Origin of the sequence: Sphingopyxis sp. NFH-91, assembly GCF_021401285.1 — a bacterium.
Taxonomy (GTDB): domain Bacteria; phylum Pseudomonadota; class Alphaproteobacteria; order Sphingomonadales; family Sphingomonadaceae; genus Sphingopyxis; species Sphingopyxis terrae_A.
Genome location: NZ_JACBGA010000006.1, coordinates 180584 through 198371, shown reverse-complemented (window position 1 = coordinate 198371; position 17788 = coordinate 180584). Strand labels below are relative to the sequence as shown.

Genomic DNA, 17788 nt, shown 5'->3' with positions numbered 1-17788 from the left:
AACGTCCGTCAGCTTGCGCGGTCGGCGAACAGCGCCTTCAGATCCTTCTTCAATATCTTGCCATTGGCGTTGCGCGGCAGCGTGTCGGCGACGAAATGCACCGCCACCGGCACCTTGAACGCGGCGAGCCGCGCGCGCACCCAATCCTGCAATTCGCTCTCGCTTGCCGTCATCCCCGGCGCCAGATGGACGACCGCCGCGGGTTCTTCGCCCAGCGTGCGATGCGGGATGCCGATGATCGCGCAATCGGTGACCGCCGGATGTTCGTAGAGCGCGTTTTCGACTTCCGACGAATAGATATTCTCGCCGCCGCGCAGCACCATGTCTTTCGCCCGGTCGACGATATAGACGAAGCCTTCGTCATCGAGGCGCGCGAGATCGCCGGTGCGCACCCAGCCGTCGACAAAGGTTTCGGCCGTTGCCTCGGGCTTGTTCCAATAGCCTTTGACGATCATCGGGCCGCGCGCCCACAGCTCGCCGACCGTTCCCGTCGGCAGCACCGTCACGCCGTCATCGTCGCGGATTTCAAGGTCGGCGACCGCAACCGCCGGCCCGGCGCTGGTCGGACGATTGAGATAATCTTCCGACGAATGCGACGTCACTGTCGCCATTGTTTCGGTCATGCCCCAGCCGTTGCCGGGCAGCGCCCCGAATTCTTCGTAGATGCGCTTGACCAGTTCGGGCGCCGACGGCGCGCCGCCATAGGCGATCGCTTCGATCGACGAGAGGTCGTAATTGGCGCGGTCGGGATGCTCGATCAGCTGCCAGGCGATCGTCGGCACGCCGCCGGTCACATTGACCTTTTCGCGCGCGATGATCTCCATCGCCTGCACCACGTCCCATTTGCGCATGAAAATCGTCGTGTTGCCCGCCGCCATGCTGCCCATCAGGCTGGCCGAACAGGCGGTGACGTGAAACATCGGAATGACGGTCAGCGTCGTGCGCGGCTGCGGATCGGGGATCGCTTCGCCGCGGCGCAGAAAGCTGCGCGCCGCCGAAAAGCCGCCCGAGAGGATATTGCTCATCAGATTGCGATGGGTGCCGAGCGCGCCCTTGGGATTGCCCGTCGTACCGCTGGTGTAGAAGATCGTCGCCTCGTCATCGGGATCGATCGCAACGACAGGCCGCGCAATATCGGGAAGCGCCGCCCAGCTTGCGGGTGCGCCGACGATATCCTCGATCGCCGTCGTGTCCCCTTCAGCGCCGCCGCGCGCGACGATCCAGCGCGATACGCCGCCCAGTTCTTCGCGATGATCGCGCAGCCGCTCCAGCCGCTGGCCATCGACGATCACGACCTTCGCCCCCGAATCGCGGATGCCATAGGCCAGTTCGGCGCCGGTCCACCACGCGTTGAGCGGCACTGCGATCGCGCCGATCGTCGTGATCGCGAAAAAGACCATCGGCCATTCGGGCAGGTTGCGCATCGCAAAGGCGACGCGGTCACCCTTGCCGACGCCCATCTCCTGCAGCGCATGCGCCAGCGCCGCGGTGGCGCGCCAATTCGCCTCGAAGCTGACGCGGTCGTCGTCGAGAATTGTGAATAGCCGCGCGCCATGGATGCGCGACAGGTCGAGAAGGACGCCCAGATCATTGGGGGCATTTTTCCAAACGCGCGTCGGGACGCCGCGGATCGTTACCGTCTCCATCTCGAAGCGCGCGCCGGGCGCGGTCAGCACCGCGGTTGCATCGGCCATCGACATTTTCGGCCAGGCCGGATCGAGCGCCACCAGCGGCTCTGTCATCACGTCACTCGTCACGCGCATTGCTCCCATATCCGTCCGGTCGGGTGCCGGAGATTCGCCTCAGCGTTACGGACGAACGACGGGCCGCACAAGCGGGCGAAGCGTGGAAAGGCACAGCGTTCGTCGCGGCGCGGCGACGCGCTAGCCCGGCGCGATCCGCCCGCCCGAAACCCGAAAGCGCGTCACCGGACCCGGCATCGCGTCGAACAGCCCCGCCTCGGTGCCGGTGAGCCACGCCTGCCCGCCCTGCCCGGCGAGGCGCGCATAAAGCGCGGCGCGGCGCAGCGGATCGAGATGCGCGGCGACTTCGTCGAGCAGCAGTATCGGCCGCTGCCCCCGCGCGCGCGCCACGCAATCGCTGTGCGCAAGGACGAGCGAAAGCAGCATCGCCTTTTGCTCGCCGGTCGAGCAGCGCGCCGCGGCGCGGCCGCTCGCCGCGTGGACGGCGGCAAGATCGTCGCGGTGCGGGCCGGCCGTCGCGCGCCCGGCGGCGGCATCGATCCGGCGCCGCGCCGCAAACAGATCGCGCAGCGCCGCGGCGTCGTGCGCCGCGCCGCGCGGGGCGCCGTCGGCATCGACAAGGGTGAGGAGCGGACGCGCGAAGGGCGCGTCGGGCTGTTCCGCCAGTTCGGCGGACAGTGCCGCGAGCGTCCGCTGGCGCGCCGCATCGATCGCCGCACCAAGCTCGGCCAGCTGCGCCTCAAGGCTCGCCAGCCATTGCGGATCGGCGGCGGGAAGGTCGGCGAGCAATTTTCCCCGCGCGCGCATCGCCGCTTCATAACGATTGCCATGCTGAGCATGGCGCGGGTCAAGGGCGAGGACGAGGCGGTCGAGGAAGCGCCGCCGATTGCCCGCCGTTTCGACGAACAGGCGGTCCATTGCCGGGGTGAGCCAGAGGATGGCGAGCCAGTCGCCAAGCGCCGTCGCCGCCGCGGCGCTGCCGTTGATCCGGACGATCCGGCGCCCCGGCGCCGAGGGTTCGACCCCGGTACCAAGCGCCACGGGGGCGAGCGCGGGATCACCCTGCACCTCGCCGAACACTGCGAAGCCGCCGGCGGCGCCGTCGCGCACCATATCGGGCAACGCCGCGCGCCGAATCCCGCGCCCCGGCGCGAGCAGCGATATCGCCTCCAATATATTGGTCTTGCCCGCGCCATTGTCGCCGTGAAGAGCGACAAGGCCGGGCCCGGCGGCCAGATCGGCCCCCGCGTGATTGCGGAAATCGGTCAACGAAAGGCGGATCAGCGTCATCTGCGTTGCGCCTACCCCAGCCCTGTGTGCGATGCGAGTCCCGCGCATCATCGCTGTCCGGCAAAGGTGAAACGCAAAAAATTCCAATTTGAGGCAATTTTCACCACATCATTGATTTTTTCCCGCTGAAATATAGTTTCAATGTCGAAAAAACCGCGGTTAACCGCCAATGAATGAAATTGGCACGCCTCCTGCATTACTTGTGGCATCCACCGGATGGTCCGGGTGGGAGGAACGAAAGGATTATATCATGGCTCATTTCAACACCGAATCGCTCAAGAGCTACGCCATCGCGGCGGTTGCCACGCTCTACTGCTCGATCATGTTCCTGGCCGCTGCTGGCCCGAACGGTGCGGAACTCGGCCGGCTGGTCATCTGACCAGCCGCCCCCACCCATGAACAACGCCGGTCCCGGAGGGACCGGGACGGAAAGGAAAGAAATGAAACAGGGTTTTCGCAAGAATCGTCGCGATGGCATGGTCTTCGGCGTCTGCGCCGGCATGGCGGACCACTTCGGCTTCGACGTCTTGTGGACGCGCGTCGCCTTTGTGGCACTGACTTTGCTGGGCTTCGGCCTGCCGCTGCTGGTCTATCTGACCGTCGCGATCCTCGCGCCGTAACGCAGCCACGGGCCGGCCGCCTTTCAGGCATGTCGCACCGGCCCCGCATATTTCCACAATCGAAGGCCCGCCGGTCCGCCGGTGGGCCTTTTCTTTTGCGCGGCGCACCTAGCCGGCGGGCAGTTTGAGCCGTACGAGCGTCCCGCCAAGATCCTCGCTCTCTTCGAGCGCGACGCTGCCGCCATAGATTTCAGCAACGTCGCGGACGATGGCGAGGCCAAGCCCCGTCCCCGGCTTGCCGCTGTCGAGCCGGACGCCGCGGTCGAAGATACGCTGACGGTCGGCGGGCGAAATGCCGGGGCCGTCGTCCTCGATCAGTATCTCGGCCATGCCGCCCGCGCGCTGCACGGTCACGAAAACGCTCCCGCCGCCATATTTGGCCGCATTTTCGAGCAGGTTTCCGATCAATTCGTCCAGATCCTGCCGCTCGACCCGTGCCACCAGCGTCTTGTCGCCCGCCTCGTCGAAACGCACGTCGGGATGGAGGCGGGTCAGCGCGCGCAGCACGCTGTCGACGCTGTCCCAGACAACGGCGCGCGCCTGCGCCGCCCCGCGGCGCCCGACCGCCCGCGCGCGCGCCAAATGATGATCGACCTGCCGCCGCATCGTCGCCGCCTCGCGCCGGATCGTTTCGGCGAGTTCGCTGTCCGACCCCGCGGCGCTGTTGAGCAGCACGGTCAGCGGCGTCTTGAGCGCATGCGCCAGATTGCCGGCGTGCAGCCGCGCCTCCTCTGCCTGCTTTTCGTTATGCGCGAGCAGCGCGTTCAATTCCTCGACCATCGGCTGCACCTCCAGCGGCAGCGGCGCGATGACGCGGCGGTTTTCACCGCCGCGCATCGCCGCGATCGCGCGCCGGATGTGGCGCAGCGGCCAGAGGCCGTAAAAGGTCTGCAGCGCGGCGAGGACGATCAGCCCGACGCCAAGCAGCCCCAGGCTGGGAATCAGCGTCGCGCGCACCGCGCGGATTTGCTCGTCGAGTGCCTGACGCGACTGTGCGATTTGGAAACGCCAGTTGGTCTTGCTGCCCGGGAGGATGACGTTGCGCTCCAATATGCGCAGCTGTTCGTCGGGAAACTGCGTGCTGTCATAGGTATGAAGCCCGGTATCAACGTGCGGTTTAGGCGATTTGAGTGTCCGTTCCCACAGCGAGCGCGAGCGATAAGGCTCCTGCCCGCCGCCGCTGATCTGCCAATAAAGGCCGCTATAGGGTTCGAGGAAGCGCTGGTCACCCAACGGCTCGATCAGCCGCACCTCGCCATCGGGGCCGATCTCCGACGAGCGGATCATCGCGATCAGCACATATTCGAGGCTCGAATCGAAGTTGCGCGTGATCGCGCCGGTCAGCACCCGGTCGAGCGCGAAGCCGCCGCCGATCAGCAGCACCGAAATCCACAGCGCCGCGATCGCAATCATGCGCCGCGCGAGCGAACCCGTCGTCAGGCTCGCCAGCGCAGCCGGCTCCGTGCGGGTTCCGGTGCCGGGCTCGATCGGCGAGGCGGCGTCGGCCTCGGCCATGATCAGCCCTGCGGATCGTCGAGCTGATATCCGAGGCCGCGGATCGTCGTGATGATGTCGGCACCCAGCTTCTTGCGGATGCGGGTGACGAACACCTCGATCGTGTTCGAATCGCGATCGAAATCCTGATCATAGATATGTTCGATCAGTTCGGTGCGCGACACGACCTTGCCTTTGTGATGCAGCAGGTACGACAGGAGCTTATACTCCTGCGCGGTCAGCTTGACCGGCTCGCCATCGAGCGTGACGCGGCCCGAGCGCGTATCGAGCCGCACCTTGCCCGCGATCAACTCGCTCGACGCATTGCCCGAGGCGCGGCGGATCAGCGCGCGCAGACGAGCGATCAATTCCTCGGTCTGGAACGGCTTGGCGAGATAATCGTCGGCACCCGCGTCGAGCCCGGCCACCTTGTCCGACCAGCTGTCGCGGGCGGTCAGCACGAGAACGGGAAAGTTGCGCTTTTCGCGGCGCCAGCGATCAAGCACGGTCAGCCCGTCGACTTCGGGCAAGCCGAGGTCGAGGATCGCGGCGTCATAATCTTCGGTCGAGCCCAGGAAGTGCCCGTCTTCGCCATCGGTGGCAAGGTCGACGGCATAGCCGTTCCCCTCCAGCGTCGCCTTGAGCTGCGGACCCAGCGTGGGTTCGTCTTCGACAATCAAAATCCGCATTCAGGCACCTTTCGTCTGCGAACCCACCGGACAGGGCGGGCCGAACGCCTCTCTACCAAGACGCAACGATCATCGCAAAATGTCGTTGCAGCGAAAAATGTCAGGGTCTGCGGCCGACGATCCGGCCGGTGCGCGCGTCGACATAGACGATGACCACCTGGCTGCCGTCCATGAACTTGAGGGCATAGACCATCTGGCGCGCATCGAACTGTGGGCCGCCGAGATAGGTCATATTGCTGTAGGGCGCGCGCGAACGGACATCGGCGATCAGGCGGTTGAGCGGGATCACCTGCCCCTGTGCCGCCGCTTCGCGCAAATTGTCCTGGTCGCGGTTGCGATCGCCGCGCGCAGCCGCCGGGCCAGCTGCAGCAAGCAGCAGCGCCGAGGCGATCGAGAGGGTTAGGGTGCGGATCATGCCGGGAGATTTAGCCCCTATGCATTGAATAGGCGATGAATGGCCCCGTCAGCCGATGTGTCGCAATGCGACAACCACCGACCATGCCCACCGGGCCATGGTGGGCGCGACAGGGATTGAACCTGTGACCCCACCCGTGTGAAGGGTGTGCTCTACCGCTGAGCTACGCGCCCGCCCCGGACCGAAGCGGCTGCGCCGCGTCCGAAAGCGGGTCGTCCATAACCGCTCGCGCCGCGATTGCAACGCCGATTTGCGACTCGGCACCCCCGAAATGCAAATCGGGCCGCAGCTTGCGCCACGGCCCGAGATGTTTCTTCGTCAAGAAGCGCCAGCGATTAGTTGACGGCGTCCTTGAGGGCCTTGCCGGCCTTGAACTTCGGCTGGTTCGACGCCGCGATGGTCATCGTTTCGCCGGTGCGCGGGTTGCGGCCGGTCGACGCCTTGCGCTTGCTGACCGCGAAGGTGCCGAAGCCGACGAGACGGACTTCGCCGCCCTTCTTCAGCGCGCCGGTGATCGAATCGAACACAGCTTCGACAGCCTTGCTCGCATCGCCCTTGGTGAGGCCGCTCGAGTCAGCGACGGCGGCGATCAGGTCTTGTTTGTTCATGCCTAAGGAACCCCTGTGTGTGGTTGTTGAATGATTCTCATGGCCCGAAGCCATGGCGCGCCACTAACGATGTTTCGCCCCGCCTTGTCAAAGCAAAAAGCGGCGCGAAACCGGCCAAAATGCCGATTTTGCGATGAAAAGGCTCTTGCGGAAGCCCCGTCGGCGGTCCGGTCAGTGCCGAATCGCCGATTCGGGGTCTCCACCCGCCGAAATCGGCGGCGAAGCGGCCAATTCGTCGGCTTCGGTCCATTCAATCGGCTCGACAGGGCTGACCAGCGCCTCGGCGAGCACCTGATCGACATGACTCACCGGAATGATCTTCAGCGCCGCGGTAATGTTCGCCGGAATCTCGACCAGGTCCTTTTCATTCTCTTCGGGAATGAAAACGGTCGTGATGCCGCCCCTCAGAGCCGCAAGCAGCTTTTCCTTGAGGCCGCCGATCGCCAGCACGCGGCCACGCAGCGTAACCTCGCCGGTCATCGCGACATCCTTGCGCACCGCGATGCCGGTCAGCGTCGACACCATCGCCGTGACCATGCCGACGCCGGCCGAGGGCCCGTCCTTGGGCACCGCGCCTTCGGGCAGGTGGATGTGGATGTCCTTGCGCGCGAACAGGCTGGGCTTGATGCCATAGGCGGGCGCCCGCGCCTTGACGAAGGACAGCGCGGCCTGCACCGACTCGGTCATCACCTCGCCCAGCTTGCCGGTGGTGCGTACTTGCCCCTTGCCCGCCGCAGTGACGGCTTCGATCGTCAACAGTTCGCCGCCGACCTCGGTCCAGGCAAGGCCGGTAACCGCGCCCACCTGATCCTCGCGGTCCGAAACGCCGTGGCGAAATTTGCGCACGCCCGCAAATTCGGAGAGGTTTTCGGGCGTCACCACGACGCTTTCCGCCTTCCCTTCGAGGATCTTGCGCAGCGCCTTGCGCGCCAGACGCGCAATCTCGCGCTCGAGCGTCCGGACGCCCGCTTCGCGGGTATAATAGCGGATCAGGTCGCGCAGACCTTCGTCGGTCAGCTCGAACTCGCCGGCCTTCAGCCCGTGCGCCTCGACCTGCTTGGCGATCAGATGACGCTTGGCGATCTCGACCTTCTCGTCCTCGGTATAGCCTTCGAGCCGGATGATCTCCATGCGATCGAGCAGCGGTTGCGGCAGGTTGAGAGAGTTGGCGGTGGTCACGAACATGATGTCCGAAAGGTCGACGTCGACCTCCAGATAATGGTCCTGGAACTTCGCATTCTGTTCGGGGTCGAGCACCTCAAGCAGCGCCGACGCCGGATCGCCGCGGAAATCCTGACCCAGCTTGTCGATCTCGTCGAGCAGGAACAGCGGGTTCATCGTGCCGGCCTTTTTGAGGTTGGTCACGATCTTGCCCGGCAGCGAGCCGATATAGGTCCGGCGGTGGCCGCGGATTTCGGCCTCGTCGCGCACGCCGCCGAGCGACTGGCGCACGAACTCGCGGCCCGTGGCCTTCGCGATCGAGCGGCCGAGCGAAGTCTTGCCGACGCCCGGAGGACCGACGAGGCACAGGATCGGCCCCTTCAGCTTGTTGGTGCGCGCCTGGACCGCAAGATATTCGACGATCCGGTCCTTGACCTTTTCGAGCGCGAAATGATCGGCATCCAGAACGTCCTGCGCCTTCGCGATGTCCTTTTTCAGCTTCGACTTCTTGCCCCAGGGCAGGCCGATCAGCGTGTCGAGATAGTTGCGAACGACGGTCGCCTCGGCCGACATCGGCGCCATCGCGCGCAGCTTCTTGAGCTCGGCGTTCGCCTTGGCCTTGGCTTCCTTCGACATCTTCAGGCTGTCAATCTTGGCCTGCAGTTCCGCGAGATCGTCGCCGCCCTCGCCATTGTCGTTGCCGAGTTCGCGCTGGATCGCCTTCAATTGCTCGTTGAGATAATATTCGCGCTGACTCTTTTCCATCTGGCGCTTCACGCGGCCGCGGATCTTCTTTTCGACCTGCAGCACGCCGAGCTCGCCTTCCATGAAGGCGAACACCATTTCGAGCCGCTTTGCGGGCGCATTCTCGACGAGCAGCGCCTGCTTGTCGGCGACCTTGATGTTGAGGTTGCCGGCAACCGAGTCGGCGAGGCGCGACGAATCGTCGATCTGCGACAATTGCACCGCGGTTTCGGCCGGCATCTTCTTGTTGAGCTTGGCATAGCTTTCGAACTGGTCGACGACCGAGCGCATCAGCGCCGCGGTATCGACACTGTCGTCGACGGCATCAGCGATCGGCTCGACCGTTGCCATCACGGCCTTGCCGTCATCGTCGAGCGACTGAAGCTTGGCGCGCTGCTTGCCTTCGACCAGCACGCGGACGGTGCCGTCGGGTAGTTTGAGCAATTGCAGAACCGTCGCGATCACGCCGGTATCGTACAGATCGTCGCGGACAGGATCGTCCTCGCCCGGATCGAGCTGGGCGACGAGAAAAATTTCCTTATCGGCTTCCATCGCCGCTTCGAGCGCGGCGACCGAGCGATCGCGGCCGACGAACAGCGGCACGATCATGTGCGGAAAGACGACAATGTCCCGCAGGGGCAGAAGGGGAAAAGACTGGTTCATCAGGGCTCCTGAGCGGGCGCAAGACCGCGCGCCGCCCTTTTAATAGGGTGGTTATCGCTAATATGGCGTAACTTGGCGCGCATTCAATGACGGTGCAGTGAATGGGCATCTCTCCTCCCTGTGGCAAAGCCATGGGGAGGTGGCAGCCCGAAGGGCTGACGGAGGGGCCAATGACGCAATGTCGTCGCCCCTCACCACCGCCTGAGGCGGCGGTCCCCCTTCCCCATGGCTCCGCCACAGGGAGGATCAATTCGTCAAAACGGCAGCTTGAACCCGGGCGGCAGCGGCAGGCCGCTGGTCATCTTGCCCATTTCCTCGTTGCTCGCCTGATCGGCCTTTTCGCGCGCGTCATTGAACGCAGCGGCAAGCAGGTCTTCGAGCATCTGCTTTTCGCTAGGAACCATCAGGCTGTCGTCAATCGCGATCGCCTTGATCCGGCCCTTGGCGGTCGCGGTAATCCTGACCAGGCCGCCGCCCGAAACGCCCTCGACCTCGACATTGTCGAGCTTCGCCTGCGCCTCCTGCATCTGGGCCTGCACCGTGGCAGCCGCTTCCTGCGCCGCCTTCATCATTTCTTCGATCGATTTCATGGGGCGGACTTATGGCGATTGTCGCCATCCTCGACAAGTCTTGCGTCGGGAAATGTCGCCAAAACGGCCTTTACCACGGGCAGTTCGCGGATTCGCGCATCATTGTCGGCCAGTTTCGCGGCGCGCATTTGCGCCAGGCTGGGCCGGCCTTCACCCTCGCCCGCGCGCACCGACCAGCGATTGCCCGTCGCCGCGAGCAGCGCGTCGGCCAGATCGCGGGCAAAGCCTTCGCCGAGCGCCGGCACGGGCGCGAACGTCAGCGTCCCCGGTTCGAGCGCGATCAGCCGCATATGGTCATAGACGTCGACCGCAAGCCGATGATTGCCCGTCGATTCCAGCAGCTGGTGAATCTGCGCGATGGTCAGCGCCGCAGGGGGCGGTGCTTCCACGGCCTCGACCGTCGCCGGCGGCGTGGCGGCCGCAACCGGCGCGCCGGGCGTATCGCCGCCGGGCTCAGGCTGCGGCGCCGCAAGCGGCATCGCCGGAACGCCGCCCGATTCGAGCAGCTTCGCCAGTTCGCCCGGATCGGGCAGCGACGCTGCATAGATCACGCGCAGCAACAGCATTTCCAGATGCTCGAGCGGATTGTTCGCGCGCAGCACCTCGTCATGCCCCTTGAGCAGCAATTGCCACAGCCGGTTGAGCGGTGCGAAGCCCAGCTTCTGCGCCCAATCGCCGATGCGTTCGCGGTCGGCGGCGGCCAGCGCCGGATCGTCGTGGCGCGCCACCTTGGCCAGCGTCACCGCATGCGTCAGGTCCATCAACCCACGCACCATCGCGACCGGCTCGATCCCAAGCGCATATTGCGCGCGCGCAAGGTCGATCGCGGCACCCGCATCGCCGCCAAGCACGGTCGCCATCAACTGCGCAATCGCCGTGCGGTCCGACAGGCCCAGCATCGTGCGGACCTGGTCGGCCGAAATCCGCCCGCCGCCCGCGCCATCGGCTTCCAGATCGGCGTGGGCAATCGCCTGGTCGAGGATCGAAAGCCCGTCGCGCACCGATCCTTCGGCGGCATTGGCGATCAGCCAGATGGCGGGCGCCTCGGCCTCGACGCCCTCTTTCTGCAGGATCGAACTGAAATGCGCGAACAGCATGTCGGGGGTAATGCGCCGCAGATCGAACCGCTGACAGCGCGACAGCACCGTCACCGGCACCTTGTTCACCTCGGTCGTCGCGAAGAGGAATTTGACGTGCGGCGGCGGCTCCTCGAGCGTTTTCAGAAGTGCGTTGAACGCGTTACGCGACAACATATGCACTTCGTCGATGATATAGATCTTGTAGCGCGCCGACACCGCGGCATAGCGCACCGCCTCGATAATCTCGCGGACGTCGTCGACGCCGGTGTTCGACGCCGCGTCCATCTCGATCACGTCGATATGACGCCCTTCGGTGATCGCGCGGCACGGCTCGCACACCCCGCACGGGTCGATCGTCGGCCCACCCTGCCCGTCGGGGCCGATGCAGTTGAGTGCCTTGGCGATCAGCCGCGCGGTCGACGTCTTGCCGACCCCGCGCACCCCGGTCATCAGGAACGCATGCGCCAGCCGATCGCGCGCGATCGCATTGCCGAGCGTGCGCACCATCGCATCCTGCCCGATCAGTTCGGCAAAGGTCTGCGGCCGATATTTGCGGGCAAGGACGCGGTATGGCCCGTTCGAGGCGGACGCGGGCGGCGCCTCTGGCAAGTCCATGCCCAGCATCGGAGTGTCGTCGGCGGAATCGTCCATAGCCGGTCTTTAGGATGCGCCGCGCCGATTGTCGAAGGGTATGCGCGCGCCGCCGCGCGTCAGGTCGCCGCGCCCAGAACCGCCTCCGCCATCAGCTTGACCGCCGCATCGGGATTCGCGCGCTGCTCGATCAACCAGAGCATCTGCGCCGACGCGGTGATCGGATCGGCCACCGGCCCGTCGGCGCAGCCGGCAAGGTCGAAGGTCGGCGCCTTGTCGGCCGCCGGATGGACGCCGCTATTCTGGGCATAATCATAATATTCGCGCACCGGCAGGCACACGACGCGGGCGCTGTAGGGGCCGGCGGGAAAAACGCCGCCCCGCGCCGTATGGCTTTGCGAGAAACTGTCCTGGATCAGATGCAGCAAAGCCCCGGCCGCGCGCTTGCGTGCCAGATCGGCTGCGACATCGCCGGTCAATTCGCTGCATTTGGTCGACGCGAAGGGATTGCGGCATTCGAGCGTGAACAGCGTATGCACGCGCCACGCCTTATAGCTTTTCCCGCCTTCGGTCCGGTCGTCGCAATAGGGAAAGCCGGGCGGCGCAAAAGCTTCGGCAAGTGCGGGAGATTGGCTTCGGAAATAGGTGCAATATCCCGTCGTCGCATCAACGCCCTGCCCTGTTGCGATGGCAAAGGCCGCGCGCGTCCAGCCGAGGATCTTGGCGCGGGTTTCGGATGGCGCCTCGCCCGCCGTCGGGCGCATGGCGTGCAGGAATTGCAGCGCGCCATAATGGCTGTTGCACATCAGGCCGCCAAAGGGCTTGCCCGGCCCGACATGCCTCTTGCAGCGTTCGGCGCCAAGATTGACCGCAATCTTGCCCAGGCCCGTCGCACTGATCTGGCGCGTGGGATCGTCCGGCCAGCGGACGGCATTGGCGTAGACCGACCCGCCAATGTCGGTCCCCGCAAACTCGGCCGCGGTGCGGGGCAGCGGGCAATGGCTGGGCAAGGCACCGGCGGCGGCAGCAAGGCACCGCTCGGCCAGCGCGGTCAGCCGCTCATGATTGGGCTGTTTCGGTTTGATCTCATACGCCGTCGAGGTCTGCACCGCCCCCATTACGAGCAAGACCGCCATGCCCAGTCCGGCCGGAACAAGATATCTCATGCCCATCCTCCCCTGCTGCGACGCGCAGGGTGTGCGGGCAATTGCGGGCGGTCAAGCCGTAGTCTTGGCTATGACCGGAGGAAAAACGAAGAGCTTAATCCAGCGGAATATCCAGTCGCGCAGCTTCCGCCGCCCATGCCGCGCTCACGGCCTTTGAACGCTCCGCGCGCTGCCACAGATCATTCGCCACGAAATTTGCAACCCTCGCATAGGCTTCGCATATCCGTCGCGGCTCACGCGATTTCCGGGCCTCTTCCAGCTCCGGCATCGCCTCAAGTGCACCGGTCATAGCCGCCAGCGGATCCTCTTGCGCAGCTGCGTTACGGGCGTCCTCCGCCGCATATTGCAGCTCGTCGAGACGAGCCGCATCGACCTTGCCCGACTTTTCAAGGCGCCAGCGCTGCCACCGCGCCAGCCTATCCCAATAATCCTGTTGATCGCCGACCTGATCGACATAGGCGTCGGTCCCGCCATCGAACATTGCCGCTGCCTGCGCCTGCGTCTCCAGATCGATGCATCGGGCAGACGTAAGCGGTGCCGCTGTAACCGGCGCCGGTTCCTGGGGCCGCCGTGCATCCTCGGGCAGCACCCCCTCAGCTTCGAGCCTGTCGAGCGCCAGCAGATCGGCACGCCCGCAAGCAAGCGTGAGTTGGCCGGCGCGCCAGCTCAACCCCGCGTATAGGGTTCCCGACATCCCCTTTTCGTCTGTTGTCCGCGTGAAAATATGATCGGCATCCGCGATCTCAGGAGCGGTCGGCACGGACTCGTCGGCCGCATCGAACAGAGGACGCCAGCCATCGCGTTGGAACCCCGCTACCATCATCGTCTCGGCTGCCGATCCCGCGTCCGACTCGGCGATCGGGCCCCGAAACTCGACCAGCATCACACGGCCGGACCAGTTGGTCGTGACAAGGTTTACGCGGCTGAACGGGGCGGGAAAAGATTCGCCGCCCGGCTTAGATTCGCCCAATCGCGCTTCATACCTCGGCACTCCGAACCGATATGGCCCGGCCTTCTGGAGTCCGCACAATCGCGACAAGGAGGCGCCGGTGGCCGCGGGTTCCGCGGCGAAAGTCTGTCCAGATGTCGCCATCGCCAAAATCGTCGCGATCGCTGCCCACAGGTGCATATATTCCTCCCCCAATCTACAGAGGATTGGCGGGCCATTTCGACAAGAGCAAGGACGAATAAAGCCAGTCCGGACAGCTCTGAATTTCATGAGGGGTGGGAGCCGGAACGACCCGCAGCGAATTCGTTGCGGCTGCTTCCTTCCGGACCTGACCGGGTTGGCGAAGACTGCGTCCGCCCGACTCCCGGCGCGCATATGGCGGCGGTGGGCGCGAATTGCAAGCGGCGCGGCTATTCGGTGCGGTCGCCCGTCACCGCGCGCGCCACATCGGCGATGATCGCGTTGGCGGCGTCGCCCTTCAGCGCGGGGCGGTCGAGATAGACGGCGATCATATATTTGTCGCCCCCCGGCTCCTCGACGAACGCCACGTCATTATAGGCGGTACCACACGACCCCGTCTTGTCGCCGACATGCCAGGTCCTGGGCAGCCCGGCGCGGATGCGTTCAAGCCCGGTCTCGCTCTTGACCAGCCAATCGCGCAGCATCGTGCGATAGGCGGTGTCGAGCTTGTCGCCGAAGATATAGGCGGCCGCGCTCTTCGCCATCGCCGCGGGGCTGGTGGTATCGCGCGGATCGCCCGGAATATTGGCGTTGAGGTCGGGCTCCATCCGGTCGAGCCGCGTGACCAGATCGCCGGTCGCCTGAACATGATCGGTGAAGGCGGTCGGGCCACCGAAATGATCGAGCAGCAGATTGGCGGCGAGATTGTCGCTGAGCACCACGGCGTCCTCGGCGGCGAAGCCGATACGATATTCGCCCTTCCCCTCCGCATCGAGCAGGCGCTCGGCGCCCGGCGAGTACGGCAGCAGTTCGGCGCGCGTGAAGGGCAGCGGCGTGCGCAGCGACACACCGTTCTTCGCCGCGGTCAGCGTTTGTGCCGCGAGCAGCAGCTTGAAGGTCGAGCACATCGCAAAACGCTCGTCGGCGCGGTGGCCGACGATCAGCTTCCCGAACTGGTCGGTAACGGCAACGCCCAGCCGACCGCCGCTTTTCTTTTCCAGTGCCGCGATCCGGTTCGCGACGCTCGCCTGCGCGCTGTCGCGGGCGCTGTTGGTCGCGGCAGGCGACGACGCGCACCCGGCCAGCGTGACGACGGCGGCGAGCGTCAGGGCAAAGCCCACAGCGCGCCGGCGACGCATCAGCGCGGCCCCTGCATGTTGCGGCTTTCGGACGGGATATGAACGGTCAGACCGTCGAGATCCTCGGTCAGTACGATCTGGCACGACAGGCGGCTGGTCCGGCGCACCCCGGCGGCAAGATCGAGCATATCCTCCTCCATCTCGCTGGCGGGCGGCAGGCGGCCGAAATCCTCCTTCGCGACGATGACATGGCAGGTCGAACAGGCCATCTGCCCCTCGCACGTCCCTTCCAGCGGCATCATATGCGCCTGCGCCACGTCGAGCAGGATCGAACCCGGTTCCGCGACGACTTCGGTGCGTCCCTTGCCATCGGCATGGATGAAGGTGACGCGCATCAATTCACTCCCTGCAAGCGGACCGCATCCTTGATGGCATTCAGCCCGTCGCGCAACGCCTGTTCGGACGTATAGCGTCCCCAACCGAGACGGATGGAGGCGCGCGCGTCGGCTTCGCTGATGCCCATCGCGCGCAGCACATGGCTGACCTTGCCCGATCCGCTGCCACAGGCGCTGCCCAGCGAAAAGGCGACGCCGCGCGCATCGGACATCAGCCGCAGCCCGTTGACCCCTTCGCGTCGGATATTGAGATTGCCGTGATAGCGCTGGCTTTCGGCGCCGTTGATCGTCCACTCGGGCAGCATGTCCATCGCGAGCGACCACAGGCGCTCGACATGCGCAGCGTCGACCTCCAGACGGTCGGCCGCCAGCGCCGCCGCCGCACCGAACCCGGCACAGAGCGCGGGCGAGACGGTCCCCGATCGCAGCCCCTGTTCCTGCGCGCCGCCCAGCATCAGCGGCGGCAGATCGACGCCGTCGCGAATCCACAGCGCGCCGATCCCCTTGGGCCCGTGAATCTTGTGCGCCGATACGGCGATCAGGTCGGGCCCTTCGGGGATCGCGATGCGGCCGAACCCCTGTACCGCGTCGCACAGCAGCAGGCTGTTCTTCGCATGCGCCGCCGCGGCGAAATCGGCGACCGGCTGGATCGTCCCGACCTCGTTGTTGACCAGCATCGTCGCGACGATACCGCCTTCAGGAATCAGCGCCGCGTCGGGCGGCAGCGCCAGCCCCGCCGCATCGACCGGCAGGATCGCCGCGTCCAGCCGCTCGAGGCACTGGAGCGATGCGGCATGTTCGATGCTGAGCCCCGCAACCCCGCCGGGCATCGCGCGCGCACCGCAGAAGAGCGCCCAGTTCAGCGCCTCGGTCGCGCCCGACGTGAAGATGACGCGCCCCCCGCGCGGCAACAGCGCCGCCACCTGATCGCGCGCAACCTCGACCGCCGCCGCCGCCGCGCGCCCTGCCTTGTGCGTGCTCGCGGGGTTCGCAAAGCTGTCGCCGTCATCGCCAAGCCATCGCAGCATCGCCTCGCGCGCTTCGGGAGCGAGCGGGGTCGTGGCCTGATAGTCGAGGTAGATCATTTGCGGCATTTGCCCGCTAATCGCGTTGGTGTCGAGCGACGCTCTCTCTTTCTCGTCGGATGACCAACAAGAGTAGGAATCGCCTTCTATTGCGAACGATTCGCAAAAGTTGCAAGTCGAGACCTATTTTCTATATAGGCGCGACCTTCGCTCCGCCACCCCGCCAACCGGCGATTCGGCCGGGAGCTCAAAAAAGATAAGAGGTGCTTCCATGCCCGACGTCATTTTCCCCGGCCCCGAGGGCCGCATCGAAGGTCGTTTCTCGCCCCCGCCGCGTCCGCGCGCACCGGTTGCGCTGATCCTTCACCCGCACCCGCAGGGTGGCGGCACGATGAACGACCGCATCACCCAGGCGATGTACAAGAGCTTTGTCGCGCGCGGCTTCGCCGTGCTGCGCTTCAACTTCCGCGGCGTCGGCCGCAGCCAGGGCACGTTCGACAATGGCATCGGCGAATTGTCCGATGCCGCGGCAGCGCTCGACTGGGTCCAGTCGATCCACCCCGAGGCGCAGACGACCTGGGTCGCCGGCTTCAGCTTCGGCGCCTGGATCGGCATGCAGCTTCTGATGCGGCGCCCTGAAATTCGCGGCTTCCTGTCGGTCGCGCCGCCGGCGAACATGTACGACTTCAGCTTCCTCGCGCCCTGCCCGTCGTCGGGTATCATCGTCGCGGGCGGCCAGGACGAAATCGTCCCGCCAGGCGCGATCCAGAAGCTCGTCGACAAGCTGCGCACCCAAAAGGGCATCACCATCCACCACGACGAGATTCCGCGCGCCAACCATTTCTTCGAGCATGAACTCGATCAGCTGATGAAGTCGCTCGATAATTATCTCGACATGCGGCTTGCGCCCGATTCACCGATCCGCTGAGCTTCAAATCCTCCCTGTGGCGAAGCCATGGGGAGGTGGCAGCCTGAAGGGCTGACGGAGGGGCAAATAGCGCGAATCCGCCGCCCCTCCACCACTCGCTTCGCGAGCGGTCCCCCTCCCCATCGCTACGCGACAGGGAGGACCGATATCATTTCACCGGAACCAGCCAGATGGCGACATTGGCGAACATGATCAGCGCCGCGACAACCATCAGCAGCGCGCGGCGGCGGTCGCCGCTGCGAAACACCATGACCCCACCGCCCAGCAGCGCGATTCCGCCCAACATGACGATAGAAAGCAATAGGTCGCCCATGCCCGGCGCTCTACGGGCGGCAGGCCGGCCGGTCAAACCCGCTTTGTGACAAAATAGCGGCGAAAAAGCCACTGCCGCTTATGGCCAATCCGCGGCGCTTCGCTTA

Annotated in this window: 18 protein-coding genes, 1 tRNA gene and 1 other RNA gene; 3 read left to right on the top strand and 17 right to left on the bottom strand. The window is 65.5% G+C overall.

Annotation, left to right across the window (positions count from 1 at the left end):
* Positions 1-8 precede the first annotated feature (8 nt).
* Both L0963_RS14410 and recF read right to left on the bottom strand, forming a co-directional pair.
* Positions 9-1742 carry a class I adenylate-forming enzyme family protein gene (locus L0963_RS14410; protein ID WP_234180221.1) on the bottom strand — a complete coding sequence of 578 codons (1734 nt, stop codon included), beginning with the start codon at positions 1740-1742 and terminating at the stop codon, positions 9-11.
* Positions 1743-1883: 141 nt separating this feature from the next.
* Positions 1884-2993 carry a DNA replication/repair protein RecF gene (gene recF, locus L0963_RS14405; RefSeq protein WP_234180220.1) on the bottom strand — a complete coding sequence of 370 codons (1110 nt, stop codon included), beginning with the start codon at positions 2991-2993 and terminating at the stop codon, positions 1884-1886.
* A 250-nt stretch (positions 2994-3243) separates the two neighbouring features.
* Here recF and L0963_RS19705 point away from each other — a divergent pair, with 250 nt between their 5' ends.
* Both L0963_RS19705 and L0963_RS14400 read left to right on the top strand, forming a co-directional pair.
* On the top strand, positions 3244-3372 hold the full coding sequence (locus L0963_RS19705) for a hypothetical protein (RefSeq protein ID WP_255265911.1): 129 nt from the start codon (positions 3244-3246) through the stop codon (positions 3370-3372).
* Positions 3373-3433: 61 nt separating this feature from the next.
* Complete coding sequence (locus L0963_RS14400; RefSeq protein WP_003044434.1) at positions 3434-3613, top strand: PspC domain-containing protein; 180 nt, start codon at positions 3434-3436, stop codon at positions 3611-3613.
* Positions 3614-3721: 108 nt separating this feature from the next.
* On the opposite strand, the gene L0963_RS14395 is transcribed toward L0963_RS14400, so the two are convergent.
* From L0963_RS14395 to L0963_RS14330, 14 genes are all read right to left on the bottom strand, one after another.
* Entirely contained in the window at positions 3722-5026 is a 1305-nt protein-coding gene (locus L0963_RS14395) for a sensor histidine kinase (RefSeq protein ID WP_040590107.1), read from the bottom strand.
* Positions 5027-5130: 104 nt separating this feature from the next.
* The gene (locus L0963_RS14390) at positions 5131-5796 is read right to left on the bottom strand and encodes a response regulator transcription factor (protein WP_003044440.1); all 666 of its coding nucleotides are present in this window, start codon (positions 5794-5796) and stop codon (positions 5131-5133) included.
* Between the two features lie 100 nt (positions 5797-5896).
* A complete protein-coding gene (locus L0963_RS14385) occupies positions 5897-6211 on the bottom strand; it encodes a PepSY domain-containing protein (protein ID WP_062902264.1) in 315 nt (104 codons plus the stop codon).
* 98 nt (positions 6212-6309) lie between these two features.
* Positions 6310-6384: transfer RNA gene (locus L0963_RS14380), tRNA-Val, on the bottom strand.
* A 162-nt stretch (positions 6385-6546) separates the two neighbouring features.
* Positions 6547-6819, bottom strand: coding sequence for an HU family DNA-binding protein (locus L0963_RS14375; protein ID WP_003044445.1), 273 nt, complete (start codon positions 6817-6819; stop codon positions 6547-6549).
* 171 nt (positions 6820-6990) lie between these two features.
* On the bottom strand, positions 6991-9387 hold the full coding sequence (gene lon / locus L0963_RS14370; RefSeq protein WP_003044448.1) for an endopeptidase La: 2397 nt from the start codon (positions 9385-9387) through the stop codon (positions 6991-6993).
* 254 nt (positions 9388-9641) lie between these two features.
* A complete protein-coding gene (locus tag L0963_RS14365; RefSeq protein ID WP_062902263.1) occupies positions 9642-9977 on the bottom strand; it encodes a YbaB/EbfC family nucleoid-associated protein in 336 nt (111 codons plus the stop codon).
* Positions 9974-11707, bottom strand: coding sequence for a DNA polymerase III subunit gamma/tau (locus tag L0963_RS14360; protein ID WP_442800566.1), 1734 nt, complete (start codon positions 11705-11707; stop codon positions 9974-9976). Before L0963_RS14360 ends, L0963_RS14365 begins: the two co-directional genes overlap by 4 nt.
* Positions 11708-11766: 59 nt before the next feature.
* Complete coding sequence (locus L0963_RS14355; protein ID WP_234180218.1) at positions 11767-12813, bottom strand: hypothetical protein; 1047 nt, start codon at positions 12811-12813, stop codon at positions 11767-11769.
* 94 nt (positions 12814-12907) lie between these two features.
* Positions 12908-13699 carry a hypothetical protein gene (locus L0963_RS14350; protein WP_234180217.1) on the bottom strand — a complete coding sequence of 264 codons (792 nt, stop codon included), beginning with the start codon at positions 13697-13699 and terminating at the stop codon, positions 12908-12910.
* A 334-nt stretch (positions 13700-14033) separates the two neighbouring features.
* An RNA gene (ffs, locus tag L0963_RS14345) (signal recognition particle sRNA small type) lies at positions 14034-14131 on the bottom strand.
* 41 nt (positions 14132-14172) lie between these two features.
* On the bottom strand, positions 14173-15081 hold the full coding sequence (gene bla / locus L0963_RS14340; RefSeq protein WP_217373317.1) for a class A beta-lactamase: 909 nt from the start codon (positions 15079-15081) through the stop codon (positions 14173-14175).
* Positions 15081-15419 carry a 2Fe-2S iron-sulfur cluster-binding protein gene (locus L0963_RS14335; RefSeq protein WP_120694163.1) on the bottom strand — a complete coding sequence of 113 codons (339 nt, stop codon included), beginning with the start codon at positions 15417-15419 and terminating at the stop codon, positions 15081-15083. Before L0963_RS14335 ends, bla begins: the two co-directional genes overlap by 1 nt.
* On the bottom strand, positions 15416-16501 hold the full coding sequence (locus L0963_RS14330) for a cysteine desulfurase family protein (RefSeq protein WP_062903180.1): 1086 nt from the start codon (positions 16499-16501) through the stop codon (positions 15416-15418). Before L0963_RS14330 ends, L0963_RS14335 begins: the two co-directional genes overlap by 4 nt.
* A gap of 211 nt (positions 16502-16712) precedes the next feature.
* Here L0963_RS14330 and L0963_RS14325 point away from each other — a divergent pair, with 211 nt between their 5' ends.
* The gene (locus tag L0963_RS14325) at positions 16713-17369 is read left to right on the top strand and encodes an alpha/beta hydrolase (RefSeq protein WP_003044467.1); all 657 of its coding nucleotides are present in this window, start codon (positions 16713-16715) and stop codon (positions 17367-17369) included.
* 148 nt (positions 17370-17517) lie between these two features.
* Here L0963_RS14325 and L0963_RS14320 read toward each other — a convergent pair whose 3' ends face one another.
* On the bottom strand, positions 17518-17682 hold the full coding sequence (locus L0963_RS14320; protein WP_186403041.1) for a hypothetical protein: 165 nt from the start codon (positions 17680-17682) through the stop codon (positions 17518-17520).
* Positions 17683-17788 lie beyond the last annotated feature (106 nt).

Coding starts and splice junctions, on each gene's coding strand:
- L0963_RS14410 (WP_234180221.1), bottom strand. CDS start 1,742: ATGACAGAGCCGCTGGTGGCGCTCGATCCGGCCTGGCCGAAAATGTCG.
- bla (WP_217373317.1), bottom strand. CDS start 15,081: ATGCGTCGCCGGCGCGCTGTGGGCTTTGCCCTGACGCTCGCCGCCGTC.
- L0963_RS14395 (WP_040590107.1), bottom strand. CDS start 5,026: ATGATTGCGATCGCGGCGCTGTGGATTTCGGTGCTGCTGATCGGCGGC.
- L0963_RS14390 (WP_003044440.1), bottom strand. CDS start 5,796: ATGCGGATTTTGATTGTCGAAGACGAACCCACGCTGGGTCCGCAGCTC.
- L0963_RS14375 (WP_003044445.1), bottom strand. CDS start 6,819: ATGAACAAACAAGACCTGATCGCCGCCGTCGCTGACTCGAGCGGCCTC.
- L0963_RS14355 (WP_234180218.1), bottom strand. CDS start 12,813: ATGAGATATCTTGTTCCGGCCGGACTGGGCATGGCGGTCTTGCTCGTA.
- L0963_RS14320 (WP_186403041.1), bottom strand. CDS start 17,682: ATGGGCGACCTATTGCTTTCTATCGTCATGTTGGGCGGAATCGCGCTG.
- lon (WP_003044448.1), bottom strand. CDS start 9,387: ATGAACCAGTCTTTTCCCCTTCTGCCCCTGCGGGACATTGTCGTCTTT.
- recF (WP_234180220.1), bottom strand. CDS start 2,993: ATGACGCTGATCCGCCTTTCGTTGACCGATTTCCGCAATCACGCGGGG.
- L0963_RS14385 (WP_062902264.1), bottom strand. CDS start 6,211: ATGATCCGCACCCTAACCCTCTCGATCGCCTCGGCGCTGCTGCTTGCT.
- L0963_RS19705 (WP_255265911.1), top strand. CDS start 3,244: ATGGCTCATTTCAACACCGAATCGCTCAAGAGCTACGCCATCGCGGCG.
- L0963_RS14365 (WP_062902263.1), bottom strand. CDS start 9,977: ATGAAATCGATCGAAGAAATGATGAAGGCGGCGCAGGAAGCGGCTGCC.
- L0963_RS14325 (WP_003044467.1), top strand. CDS start 16,713: ATGCCCGACGTCATTTTCCCCGGCCCCGAGGGCCGCATCGAAGGTCGT.
- L0963_RS14360 (WP_442800566.1), bottom strand. CDS start 11,707: ATGGACGATTCCGCCGACGACACTCCGATGCTGGGCATGGACTTGCCA.
- L0963_RS14400 (WP_003044434.1), top strand. CDS start 3,434: ATGAAACAGGGTTTTCGCAAGAATCGTCGCGATGGCATGGTCTTCGGC.
- L0963_RS14330 (WP_062903180.1), bottom strand. CDS start 16,501: ATGATCTACCTCGACTATCAGGCCACGACCCCGCTCGCTCCCGAAGCG.